This window comes from Bacillus cereus group sp. BfR-BA-01331 (assembly GCF_022663915.1).
Lineage (GTDB): Bacteria > Bacillota > Bacilli > Bacillales > Bacillaceae_G > Bacillus_A > Bacillus_A mycoides.
On record NZ_JAKUGJ010000012.1, the window covers coordinates 1 to 13203 of the forward strand.

Below are 13203 nucleotides of genomic sequence, written 5' to 3' on the forward strand. Positions count from 1 at the left end.
AATGGGTTCCGATGGAACAAATACATGATTTTTATTCCCTCCGCTGGCAGATTGAAATTATCTTTAAAACTTGGAAATCCTTATTTCAAATTCATGATTTGCACAATGTCAAACGAGAGCGATTAGAATGCCACATTTATGGAAAACTCATCGCTATTTTTCTATGTTCTTCTACTATGTTTAAGATGCGACAATTGATTTTACAAAAGAAGAAAAGAGAATTAAGCGAATATAAAGCCATTGGAATGATTCAAGACCATCTATACATTCTTTATCAAGCTATACAGCAAAACACCCGAGAAATAACAAAGATTTTAATCCGCCTGTTCCATCTTCTACAGAAGAATGGACGAAAATCTCACAGATATGAGAAGAAGACTGTCTTTGATATTATGGGTGTTGTCTATGAATATAATGAATTGAGAAAACAAAAGAAAATTGCATAATTAAAAAAGTGAAACCCGTTAGGGTTTATTTGGTATGCGCATTTTTAAGAATATACTGCTATTTTAAGAATGTTTTAACCCGGCTGAACAAAAGTTCAGTCTGGTTACACTCTTAAGTTGATGGGCATGACTTTACACCCCTTTAATTGCCTTTTATTAAAAGAATATGATTAGAACGGTTCAATTAGTATCTAATTAGGGACTAGGGACTAGGGACTAGGGACTTGGATACTATTTCTGACTGCGCTGCTTTTCCTGCTTCTCCATATAACTACGCATCCGTCGCATATATTCAGGTGCGTCCATTGGATTCCCTGCGATCATTTCAATTATACAGAGTCTTTTGGTACTTTCCTTTTCAGCATGGATTATAGCCTGATCAAGCTCTCCATAGGTCCGGACCGTAACGGTAAACGCGTTACCTCCAAAAGCTTCGGCCAGCTTGGTGTAAGACCATCGAGGGATTTGGTTGTACTTTTGATCCTCTGTTTTGACATTTAAATATTTCTCGATTGTATAACCATCGTTGTTCAAAACAAAGATTATGGGCTTGCAGCCGTAATAGAGCATAGAACTGATTTCCTGTGCCGTTAGCTGCAGGGCACCGTCACCTGTAAACACCAATACTCGGCGTTCCGGCGCGGCCATAATAGCACCAAACGCCGAAGGGATTGCGTAACCGATGGACTGCCATCCACCTTGTCCAATATATGTTACATTGCCCGGCAGTCTGACCTCTCCCATTCCATAATAAAACGTTCCGGTCTCGGCGATTACAATATCCCCATCTTTCAGCATGCGCTGAAAACGCGGATAATAGCCGTCCGCCAATAGAGGTCCGTCGACATTAGTTGTTAATTGATCGTAAGGAAATGAATTTTTTTCTGTCAAACCTTTGCCCGTATAACTCAATTTCTGAACGGCAAGTAGCATGTCGGCTGCAAGAACATTCGGATATTCCGCCTCAGCGATTTTAACTATATCCGGTTGAATATTGACAGTTATCAGCGGATTCAGCTTTGCGGTAAAACTTGCGGTGTTTGTGTCCGCCCATACCATGCCAATCGCAATGATACAATCTGCATTCTCTACCGTACTTTGGACTTCAGTCCTCCCGAAAGAGCCTTGATACATTCCGATATAATTTGGATGGGTCTCGTCGAATCCTCCCTTCCCGTACATCATCGTTACAACAGGCACATTCATTGCATCGGCTAGCTGCTGAGTCGCTGTCTGAAGGCCGAATCGCATCGTTTTCACATCCACCAAGATAACCGGTCGGTGGGCACGTTCCAAAAGCGGACGGACATGATTCACTGCAGCCTGAAGGGTATTCGGATTGGATGTTGGACGTGGTGTTACCGGTTCTGCCCAGACTTTAATCGGCTTGGTCACTAAATCATTAGCCACAACCAGGTATACCGGCTTTTTCTTTTCCTTAGCAATGCGAATCGCAGTCTGAATTTCAATCTTGGCATTTTCCGGCGTAAGCACCGCGGTATATGCCGTAATCTGCTCATACACCTTGCGAAAAACGTCAAAATTCCCATCCATTAAGGTGTGATGCATAAGCTTATGCTCTTTTTGATCCTTCTCAGGAGGCGCACCCACAATGTGTATAATTGGCACATGCTCGCTGTTGGCTCCCGCTATCGCATTGCATGCGCTGAGCTCCCCGACCCCAAATGTCGTAATAAGAGCCGATATTCCTTTGATTCTTGCATAGCCATCTGCAGCGTAGCCTGAGTTTAGTTCATTTCGTCCTTCTATAAAACGGATGCCGTTATAACACTCCAAAGTATCAAGAAGTGTAAAATTATAGTCCCCTGCGACACCAAAAATTTCGGTAATGCCCTCGAGTTTCAGGCAATCGAACAAATACTGGCCAACCGTTTTTTGAGCAGGTCCCCTTTGTAAACCAAAGTTGGCCGAATTAATAATGTTGTCCATCGCTTGCTCACTCCTTATCTATTTCTTTGGCTTGTTCTATTTTATAGTACCCTTTTTGATAATTCCCTTTAATTAAACCGGTTATCCGTTGTGCAACAATTAATGGGGACGAAATGCTCCTTATCTATGGAGAAAGTCATAAAACAAGAGAAGGAGGAGAAACACTAAAACATTACAAGAATGTATTAATTAATCTTCTAATGTTCTTTTTAAATTGTTTCCCTTTAAAACATCCCATTTATCATGCTCCTCACTCTGTTTTGCAAAAGTCTAGCTTACTTTTTAAAATTTTGTAACAGAACCTTAAAAATAATAAAAACCCACGAAGAAAATGCATTTTCTTCGTGGGTTTAGTTATTTAAATGGACTTTCACCTACTAACTCAAGAAGCATCCGCACCTTCAAACTGACTATTATAAAGCGAAGCATAGAAACCATCAGCTTTCAATAACTCTTCATGATTACCTTGTTCTACAATATCTCCGTCTTTCATGACAAGGATTAAATCTGCATCACGTATTGTTGATAATCTATGAGCGATAATGAAGCTTGTTCTACCTTCCATAAGGTTTTCCATCGCTTTTTGAATCAGTACTTCTGTACGAGTGTCAATGGAGCTTGTTGCTTCATCGAGTATTAATATTTTCGGATCCGCTATAAGGGCACGTGCAATTGTTAGTAGTTGCTTTTGTCCTTGGGATACGTTGCTTGCTTCCTCGTTTAGTTCCATTTGATATTTATTTGGTAATGTTTTTACGAAGTTGTGAACGTGAGCTGCTTTCGCTGCTTCAATTACTTCTTCGTCTGTAGCATCGAGTCTACCGTAACGTATATTTTCCATGATGGAGCCGTTAAATAGCCAAGTGTCTTGAAGTACCATACCAAACATGTTGCGCAGGTCTTCTCGCGTGAAGTCTTTTATATCGTGACCGTCGATACATATTGCACCGCTGTTTATGTCATAGAAACGCATTAACAGTTTTACAATCGTTGTTTTACCAGCTCCGGTTGGTCCGACGATTGCTACCTTTTGTCCAGGTTTAATGTTAGATGAGAAATTATTGATGATGATCTTATCTGGATTGTATCCAAATTGAACATCTTGGAAGGTAACTTCTCCTTGAACTTTTTGCAGCTTCACTGGATTTTCTGCTTCTGGCACTTCCTCTTCTTCTTCTAAAAACTCGAAGACTCTTTCTGCAGCAGCTGCAGTGGATTGAAGTACGTTCGCGATTTGCGCTACTTGAGCTATGGGTTGCGTAAAGCTTCTAACATATTGCACAAAGGCTAAAATGTCTCCAACTGCGATGGTTCTCTTTACCGCAAGCCATCCACCTAAAATAGATACAGCGACGTAACCAATATTACCGATAAATGTCATAATCGGCATCATCATTCCAGATAAAAATTGAGATTTCCATGCGGAATGGTAAAGAGTATCATTTACCTTTTCGAATTTTTTTACTTCTTCTTCTTCTTTGTTGAAGGCTTTTACGATATTGTGACCACTATAAATTTCTTCGACCTGACCGTTTACGTGCCCTAAATATTCTTGCTGGGATTTGAAGTATTTTTGTGATCGTTTTACGACTGCCATGATGAGAATCATCGATACTGGCAATATTAAAAGCGCCACTAATGTCATTTGCCAGCTGATTGATAACATCATGATAAGTACACCTATGATTGTAATAACGGATGTGATGATTTGCGACATACTTTGGTTTAAAGTTTGGCTCACCGTATCTACGTCATTTGTAATTCTCGATAATACTTCGCCGTGCGTTGTTTTATCAAAGTATTTCAGCGGCATACGGTTAATTTTTTCAGCGATTTCTTTTCTGAAGTTATAAGATACTTTTTGAGCTACTCCAGAAATAATGTACCCCTGGATAATACCAAACACAGTGCTCAGTATATATAATCCAAGGAGTAAAATGACAATGTTTCCGATATAGGTAAAGTCAATGGCCGCACCGGGTGCTCCTGATACTTTGCTTACGAGTCCTTCGAAAAGTTTTGTTGTCGCGTTTCCTAAAATTTTTGGACCAACGATTGTAAAGGCCGCACTACCGATTGCGAAAAGGATAACGACTAAGATTGATAATTTATAGGGCTTCAAGTATTGAAGGAGTTTATTCATCGTTCCTTTGAAGTTTTTTGCTTTCTCAATCTTTCTCATGCCGCCGCCCATAGGACCGCCACCGCCAGGACCAGGGCCGCTTTGTTTTCTATTTTCTATTTTTCTATCACTCATGATGACAACTCCTCTCTTGAAAGTTGTGATAAAGCAATTTGCTTATAAACTTCACAGTTTCCCATAAGCTCTTCATGAGTACCAGTTCCAATTATTTTTCCTTCGTCAAGTACAATAATCTTATCGGCATTCATGATTGTACTGATTCTTTGGGCAATAAGTAAAATAGTACTTCCTGTAATCTCATTGTTTAAAGCTCTGCGCAATGCTGCGTCTGTCTTAAAGTCAAGAGCTGAGAAACTATCATCGAATATGAAGATTTCCGATTTTTTCGTAAGAGCACGCGCAATAGAAAGTCTTTGTTTTTGACCACCGGAAACGTTCGTACCACCTTGTGATATTTCTGTGCGGAAGCTTTCAGGCTTCGCGTTAATAAACTCCATAGCTTGCGCGATTTCCGCCGCTTTTTCGAGTTCTTCTTCAGTTGCTTCTTTTTTACCGTATTTCAAATTACTCTCGATTGTACCTGAGAAGAGAACTCCTTTTTGCGGTACATAACCAATTTTCTCTCTTAATTCCTTCTGAGATACTTCTCTAATATCCGTGCCATCTATTAATATTTGGCCGCTTGTGACATCGTAAAAGCGTGGAATTAAGTTGATTAATGTTGATTTACCACTACCTGTACTTCCGATGAAAGCTGTCGTTTCACCAGGTTTTGCAGTAAAGGTGATATTGGAAAGCACATCTTCTTCTGCACCTGGGTATCTAAAGCCAACATTTTTAAATTCAACGTAACCTTTCTTGTCTGAAGCAAATGTTTTCGGCTCTTTTACATCACTAATGGTAATGTCAGTATCTAAAACTTCTGCGATACGTTGTGCGGAAACTGAAGCACGTGGAACCATAATAGATACCATTGAAATCATTAAGAAGGCCATGATGATTTGCATTGTATATTGCATAAATGCCATCAAATCACCAACTTGCATATGTCCCATATCCACTTGGTGTGATCCAACCCAAATAATAAGTACAGTAACCGCATTCATGATAAACATCATCATTGGCATCATAAATGACATTAAACGGCTTACAAATAAATTTGTTTTTGTTAAATCTTGATTTCCTTTTTCAAATTTCTTTTCTTCATGTTTTTGAGTATTAAAAGCACGAATAACGAGCATACCGGTTAAAGATTCACGAGTGATTAAGTTAATTTTATCTACTAACTTTTGGATACGCTTAAACTTAGGAATCGCGATGCTAAATAAACCAATGACTAGGCTTAAAATCGCAATTACCGCAACTGCGATAATCCATCCCATTGAAAGGTCTGTAGTAAGTACTTTAATAATGCCGCCGATACCTAAAATTGGTGCATAGAATACAATGCGAAGCATCATAACCATAAGTGTTTGAACTTGTTGGATATCATTTGTACTTCTTGTGATTAGAGATGCAGTGGAAAACTTATCAAACTCCGCATTCGAGAAGTTTGTAACTTTCCGGAATACTTTCTTTCTAAGGTCTCTGCCGAGTCCTGCAGCTACTTTTGCAGCAAGTAAACTCACGATAACGGTAGCTGCCATACTTACTAAGGATAAAAGCAGCATTTTCCCGCCGGAAGTAAGGATAAAATTAGATTGAAGTTTATCAGTATTGATACCGATTTTCTTATACTCATTCTCAATGTATGAAACAGCTGATTGTGTTACCATGCTGCCTGGCATATTCTTAAACTTTTCATCTGCCTTTTCTTTCATTGCATTGATTTGATCTTGAGGAAGTTTCGCAATGACTGCAAAAGGATCTGTATTTGGCGGAAGTTTCGCTGGTGTGTTGTTGTTACCTGTCGCAGCAGGAGAGAAAGCAGATGAGCCACCTTTTTCAATTCCTTGTGTAATTAACATTGGTTTCCCAAAGATATCGTTAAGTTCGTTAATTATTTTTTTATCTTCTGTATGTAACTTATAAAGTGGCTCTTTATCAAGCTGCGGATAATCTTTTAAGTCATTTTTCAGTTCACTTTGAGAGAAGTCGTTCTTATCTAAAAGCACATAGTTGTCAGTAACTTTTTTCTTCTCGTTTTCATTCATAAAGAGCGTAAGTTTATCCATTTCACTTTTACGAATAACCTCAGGTACTGCATTTTCTACACCTTTTTGTTGAATCCCTACATTGACAATGTTAGACATGTAGTCTGGCAGTGATAGATCGCATACTGCCTGTACAGTTAAAAGACATACAACCGCAATGATGGAAGCAATAAATGGTTTTAAATGTTTGATGATCTTTAACATTTAGTTCATCTCTCCATTTTCTTTGTCTAATTTTTTTAGTTTTTACTCCGCTTCTCTCCTTTATTCTTCGTATTCTCAGTAATTCATTCTAGCAGCTCTTTACGTATTTTCGACTACAGATTAATTTTATGACTATATGAAGATATGATGCATCTTTTAGTGTGTAGATGTTGTTTTATAGGACTTAAATCCAAAAATAGAACGCACATGTTTCTTAATAAAACGATGACCTTGTTCCACTATATAATTAATATATCTAACTAATCTTTTCTGGCGGAAAACCAGAATTTCGTAAACTACCTGAATTGATTGATGAATATCGGATTAATATGTTTCCTGTAGTCTTAGGCAGTGGACTACCTTTATTAAAGAAATTACGGACAAAATCAATCTTAAACTTATAAAAAACAATACATTTAAAACTGGAGCGATTGGTCTTATTCACCAACCGGAGGAAAATGCTTGACTACTCGGCACTTCAACTATCGAGTGCTAATATTCAACAACGTGTACCGAAAATAATCAAACATATTTTATAAAAAGTGATTCTATAAAATATGTTTAGAGCCTATTTTGATAACTCTTTTTTTCAAAAACAGTTTTTTTATATTAGATAAATCAGCAGTAATAGACTTACCTTTGATCAAACATGTTTATAAACCAACATAACGTACAGGAAATTGACTTTTCTCTTACCGAAATTTACTTAGCATACAATGGTCATATATCTTCAAGAATAACGGAAGAATATACAGAAAATGCTACATAAACGTGAAGTTTGATCAACTTAGGGGGGACAACCTTGTTCAATCAAATAGTAAAAGCTGTACCCAATTTATTTACGATTGGAAATTTATTGTGCGGTGTTTTTTCAATTACCATGAATATGAGTGACTATTTGGAAGTAGCCTCCATTTTTATTTTCTTTTCAGCTGTTTTAGATCTCCTTGATGGAAGAATTGCGAGAAAATTAAAAGTGAACAGTGAGTTTGGTGTACAATTGGATTCCTTAGCTGATATTGTTAGTTTCGGAGTTGCTCCTGCACTTTTATTTCATTCGATAGCAACACCATCTATTTTAACTTCTTTGGCATTTATCCTTTTCCCAACGATGGGTGCTTTAAGATTAGCTAAATTTAGTGTAAAACCAACCATTGGATATTTTAAGGGATTACCTATTCCAGCTGCTGGATTACCATTGGCCGGTATGGGATTGTTTTCATATAGCAATGCATGGATTACATTAATCCTCGCTCTCTTAATGGTAAGTCCAATTAGGTTTAAAAAACTTTAATTGGGATCCCGTCTATCGCTTTAATTTCATTTGTGGAACGGTTCGCTAATATCCATCAAGTTGAGGGTTTTGATGTTATTCATCATTTTACGAATGCAGCGATGGGACAGGCTTTAAAGAACTTACCTATTGTAATTGCTCATAATAGATTGTGAAATTGAATAGCCTCCAGTTTTTGGGGCTATTGTTTATATTTCTGATATGTATTTTCGCCTCTATATTGAATGAATGAACGAACGAACGAATCAATCAATCTTTCTTCTCTAGTACCTCAAACGATAAAAATGCACTTCGTTGCTATAAAGGGCAAAAAATTTTCGTTTTGTGGATTATTTATTTTCTTAGCTTGATAGCGGTGTGGTGGTACCCCTTGTTTAAAAGAACTCCTACCGCCTAAATAACATAATAAAAAGATTAGGAAATCACTCCTAATCTTTTTTGTTTATTACTATTCCATTGCCCCAGCAACGTCATAATCATTTAAATCTAATTCAATTGGTTGTCCTAATGCCAGTTTAGCAAGTTGAGATCCTAAGTATGGTCCCGCAGTTAAACCTGAAGCACCTAATCCGTTCGCAATGAGTATGCCTTCAAATTTAGGGAGTGGGCCAATAACAGGTAAGAACCCTGGTGTAAACGGTCTAAAGCCAACTCTAGTTTCAATCATTGTACCATCTTCTAAACCGGGCGCTACTGTTAACGCTTTATGGAATACTTCATGTAAACCACCTGCAGTTACACGGTGATCGAAACCAGTATCATTCTCATGCGTTGCACCAATTACGACATGGCCATTGTCAAATGTTAAAATATATTGATCGTTCGGTGGCATAACAACTGGCATATTTTCTGTTGCTGTATTTTCCATTTGCAAATGAACAATTTGTCCTTTTTGGAACGTAACTAAGAAATTAATTCCTAATGGGTTCAAGATTTCGTTCGCCCATGCGCCTGCAGTTACCATTACCTTTTCCGCTACAATTGTTTCGTCATTTACTTTAACTCCCGTGATATGATTCCCTTCACGGACTAATACTGCATCACCTTTTATGAAAGTTGCACCATGTTTTTTCGCAGCGCTTATTAATGCGTTGCGTAATAATCTTCCATTTACTCGTGCAGCGCCACTAATATGAACAGAACTATATTCTTCCGATAATGCTGGGAATAATTTTTTCGTTTCTTCAGCTGATAAACGAGTGATTTCACCAATCTCCGGTGCATCTTCACGGCGTTTATACGCTCGCTCTTCCATTTGATCTAGTTTTTTCTCATCAGTATGTAAACTAATTGCGCCTACACGGTTGTAACCTGTATCCGTTTCACCGTCTTCTTCTAATTGCTGAATTAACGAAGAATAGTAACGTGCACCGCCTTTAACGATTTTATACCATGCTTTATTACGACGTTGCGACAGCCACGGACAGACAATACCTGCTGCTGCATCAGTTGCTTGACCTAAATCTTGACGATCTACAATAGTAACCTTCGCACCAGCCTTAGCAAGATGATAGGCAGTAGATGCCCCTAAAATTCCAGATCCAACTACAATATACGATTTCATTTCAAACACCTTTTCTCTTTTACTAATTATTTAAATATAAGAACATATTTTAGTATACTGAAAGGAATCCTCTTTTCAATGTACTCTTTGCAATTAATTGTTGCATCATTGTGACGTTCCTAATTATTATTTTTTCTTCTTACGGAATAATTCAATTGTTTTATAGCCTTGTGAAAGTATTTCAATCATTTTCTCAAGACGTTTATCGCGTGTTTTTTCTTGTTTCACTGAAAATAAATTACGTGCCCAATCTTTTTGATAACCAGGAGTTAAACTTTGATAAAACTTAAGTTCAGCTGGATGATTAGCCAATAATGCTTCGACATCTTGAATACGATCTGCATAATCAGCAACACATTGACTCGCTGCAGGTGTTTTCTTCGCTTTTTTCTTTTCACGTTTTAAACCTACAACTGTAAAGACATCATCCATACTTACCATTCGCGCAAATTTAATTTCGCTTTCCCCCACATATCCATCCTCTCCGACGTTTAATGCCGGAAACATCTCATCACGGTGAATAAACGTACTGTAACGAGAATTACCTTTTTTCGGATATGCGAAGAATATATAGCCTTTTTCAATTAGTAATTCTTCATTACTAATAATATAATTCGTTTGTTTCACCATTTCATCAAGTGTTTCAACAAAAATAAAAATGGCATCGTGTTCTTTTGAAAATGCAGTTTCTTTACCCGTAAAAATGTCATAATCACTTGGTTCGTTAATAACGACCATATTTGTATACTTATTTAGTTTCAATTTATCAATAACTGACATTATAATCTTCCTTTGCATCCAATATTCATTTTATATACTTCTTTATACTGTTCTAGTGTATTATATCTATTAAGAAAATTAAACTTGAAATCGTATCATTCTGTTTCAATAGACCATAATTTTTTACTATAAGGAGTGGTTTTATGCCGTATGTAATCCGAGATGAAGGGCTAGTTTTGCAAGGAGATAATGGAAAAGAGCCAGTCATTCATACATATGAAGAAGCTGAGGAAACTTTAAAAACACTAACTATACCGCAGTTTCCAAAACATATTAGAAGAAAACCTTTTAAACCAAAAATCATAAAAATAGCCGATTCTGAATAAGAACCGGCTATTTGTTTAGTCATAACTTAATAGCAAATAAAGTATATAAAAGCTCTTTATATTGATTTTCTGTAATTTCACGCTTCGTTTTTTCTCCATAAATGATTTCAGTTAAACTAGTATCCGTTAAAGAGACATGACCAGAGTTCGTCAACTTTGCTGCAATGGGTCCTTTATTGAAAATAGATTTCTCATCTTCTATCACTCTTTTTTGAACATCATTTACTACTGCCTCATCAATCATACGATTATAAAAAGCATGACAAACTTTCCACTCTCCGTTAGCATCTATTCTTTCTAGAACATAATTTCCTTTACTCGTATCTTTTCGTCTCACTCGATACGAACCATTTTTAGAAGAAACAGATTCACCAGTAAAAGGTACAGGAACGAGAGGTACTAATGAAGCAATACCTACATCAATTAAGTACCTTACGTTTTCGTAATTTAAAATAATTGTTATATGCCCATCTTCAAGTGCCCAAGCGTTTATATCATTTTTATATACGGTACCTAGTGCGAGTTGTACATCATAACCACTATCTTTTAAAAAATAGTAAAAAAGAGTATTTAATTCATAACAAAGCCCACCGCGCGAACTTGTTAATATTTTCTTCTGTAAGTTCTCTTTTGAAATTTCTTTTGCATTCCCTGCTATTACAACTAAATTCTCAAACGGGATTGTGTTGGCAAATGCAAAGAGTATTGTACTTAATTCTTCAAATTTTACTTCAGTACGGTTTTCAAGGTTCAATCTTGTAAAAAGTTGATCTTGTAAACTTGTCATATTCAGCACCCCTTAAAAATTATAAGTTAAACTAATATATGCTGATTGTAAATTTTATGAGGTACTGTATCCATGCACATTTACAATTACTGTACCGGTACAAATTTCAAAAACACATTTGTATCAGAATACAAATAAGAGGCACCATAACGGATGCCTCTTTCGAAATACACTTTATATCATTTACTTCAATGAGCTTAACTTTTCAATTGCTTGTTGTTCAGTTGCTAAGTAAAAAATATCATTTCCTTTATTACACTCATAAATGAAGTCTTTTAAGCTTTCACTAGCGTACATAGAAAAATCCCCAACGATAGCAATTTTCACGCTGTAATTAATAAACTTTTGAAGAATATCACCCGCAAGACGTGTTTTTAAGTCAAAGAAACTTTCACTTATTAATGATTTTTTGATAACAAGCCGCTTTGAATCCGCTTCATATTGAACTGTTGCCATGAGATCTAATGCAGATTGAACGTCGGATATTAATACTGTATCGTTTCTGACGACGGCAATATTTATTCCGCCAATTACTACTTTCTTTATTTCCATAGTCTCACCCCTCTATAATTTATAAAGTATATATTAAACACGCTGTGTAGATCTTCATTAACACACATAAATGATTTGCCCCTGGCTCAATATCCTTTATATCCTCGTAAATAAATATTGTTTTAAAACTTCTCATACGGTCAATGAAATTAAAGGTAATCTATCTTTTTACTATTTTTGAAAATTTATCTCTCCACAATAACTTAATAAATTATCAAAAGAAGTAATCTCGGCATATGGTTTAGTGTCGGTATTATTCTTAATCATATTAGGATTGAACCATATGCCCTTTATATTTGCATTTTGACAACCAGCAATATCCTTTTCTAAGTCATCTCCAACAAATAATACATCTTCTGATTGTACATTTAGCTTATTTAATGCTAGTTCGAATATACGTTTATCAGGTTTACTAAATCCCACTTCTTCAGAAATAATAATCGTATCAAAATACTCATTTAAACCCGTATTCATTATTTTAGCTTTTTGCCTCTGAGTTGAGCCATTTGTAATAATTCCAACTTTAAAGTGCCTCTTTATATGATTTAAGAAAAGAATAGTATTTTGGTCAATTGAAAAACATTTAGGCAAGTTTTCATTCCAAAAATCTTGGATATAATTGCGTGGCAATCTATATTTCGGCGCGAATTCATCAAATAATGATTCTAAAACTATTGTTTTATCACTAATGCCATATTCTCTTTTATCATATTCTTTGAATTTCTGTAACATATTGTTTTTGACTGTATCACTAACATCCTCATAACACTTCTCTAAAACTAATAAAAACAAGTTATCTACTGCCTTATCCCTATCAAGTAACGTATCATCTAAATCAAATAGCATAGATTTATAACTCCTCAAATAATTTCACAACCTTTCTCACATGATTTAAATAATCCCTTGTTCGCACCTTAGGCCTTTACTAAATTAGCAAAAAAACTACAAAGTTTGTGGCGTACGCTCTAGAATTTCGCTGGCTTCTTTTATATTTAAATTTATCT

At 36.2% G+C, this 13203-nt stretch carries 12 protein-coding genes; 4 read left to right on the forward strand and 8 right to left on the reverse strand.

The window, feature by feature from the left end:
• Positions 1-446, forward strand: a 446-nt coding sequence (locus MR155_RS19995; protein WP_242310910.1) for a transposase, incomplete at its 5' end; no start/stop codon positions are given.
• A gap of 231 nt (positions 447-677) precedes the next feature.
• Here MR155_RS19995 and MR155_RS20000 read toward each other — a convergent pair.
• From MR155_RS20000 to MR155_RS20010, 3 genes are all read right to left on the reverse strand, one after another.
• Entirely contained in the window at positions 678-2396 is a 1719-nt protein-coding gene (locus MR155_RS20000) for an alpha-keto acid decarboxylase family protein (RefSeq protein ID WP_242310911.1), read from the reverse strand.
• A 382-nt stretch (positions 2397-2778) separates the two neighbouring features.
• On the reverse strand, positions 2779-4653 hold the full coding sequence (locus MR155_RS20005; RefSeq protein WP_242310912.1) for an ABC transporter ATP-binding protein: 1875 nt from the start codon (positions 4651-4653) through the stop codon (positions 2779-2781).
• Positions 4650-6896, reverse strand: a complete 2247-nt coding sequence (locus tag MR155_RS20010; protein WP_242310913.1) for an ABC transporter ATP-binding protein — start codon at positions 6894-6896, stop codon at positions 4650-4652. The genes MR155_RS20005 and MR155_RS20010 overlap by 4 nt, the downstream gene beginning before the upstream one ends.
• Before the next feature lie 802 nt (positions 6897-7698).
• Between MR155_RS20010 and pssA the strand changes: the two genes are divergently transcribed.
• Together pssA and MR155_RS31830 are read left to right on the forward strand one after the other, a co-directional pair.
• A complete protein-coding gene (gene pssA, locus MR155_RS20020; protein WP_002085344.1) occupies positions 7699-8190 on the forward strand; it encodes a CDP-diacylglycerol--serine O-phosphatidyltransferase in 492 nt (163 codons plus the stop codon).
• A gap of 32 nt (positions 8191-8222) precedes the next feature.
• Positions 8223-8345 (forward strand): hypothetical protein, encoded by a 123-nt coding sequence (locus MR155_RS31830; protein ID WP_277958725.1) that lies wholly within the window; start codon positions 8223-8225, stop codon positions 8343-8345.
• Between the two features lie 293 nt (positions 8346-8638).
• Here the strand turns inward: MR155_RS31830 and MR155_RS20025 are convergent, their stop codons facing one another.
• Positions 8639-9754 carry an NAD(P)/FAD-dependent oxidoreductase gene (locus tag MR155_RS20025; RefSeq protein WP_219302391.1) on the reverse strand — a complete coding sequence of 372 codons (1116 nt, stop codon included), beginning with the start codon at positions 9752-9754 and terminating at the stop codon, positions 8639-8641.
• Positions 9755-9880: 126 nt separating this feature from the next.
• Positions 9881-10534, reverse strand: a complete 654-nt coding sequence (locus MR155_RS20030; RefSeq protein WP_242310914.1) for a YdeI/OmpD-associated family protein — start codon at positions 10532-10534, stop codon at positions 9881-9883.
• Positions 10535-10677: 143 nt separating this feature from the next.
• Here MR155_RS20030 and MR155_RS20035 point away from each other — a divergent pair, with 143 nt between their 5' ends.
• Complete coding sequence (locus MR155_RS20035; RefSeq protein WP_242310915.1) at positions 10678-10860, forward strand: hypothetical protein; 183 nt, start codon at positions 10678-10680, stop codon at positions 10858-10860.
• A 19-nt stretch (positions 10861-10879) separates the two neighbouring features.
• Here MR155_RS20035 and MR155_RS20040 read toward each other — a convergent pair whose 3' ends face one another.
• The 3 genes from MR155_RS20040 to MR155_RS20050 all read right to left on the reverse strand — a co-directional run bounded on the left by MR155_RS20040 (position 10880) and on the right by MR155_RS20050 (position 13045).
• Positions 10880-11647, reverse strand: a complete 768-nt coding sequence (locus MR155_RS20040; protein ID WP_242310916.1) for an arylamine N-acetyltransferase family protein — start codon at positions 11645-11647, stop codon at positions 10880-10882.
• A 183-nt stretch (positions 11648-11830) separates the two neighbouring features.
• Positions 11831-12199, reverse strand: coding sequence for a DUF4180 domain-containing protein (locus MR155_RS20045; protein WP_242310917.1), 369 nt, complete (start codon positions 12197-12199; stop codon positions 11831-11833).
• Positions 12200-12370: 171 nt separating this feature from the next.
• Positions 12371-13045 carry an HAD family hydrolase gene (locus MR155_RS20050; RefSeq protein WP_137077452.1) on the reverse strand — a complete coding sequence of 225 codons (675 nt, stop codon included), beginning with the start codon at positions 13043-13045 and terminating at the stop codon, positions 12371-12373.
• Positions 13046-13203: the final 158 nt, after the last annotated feature.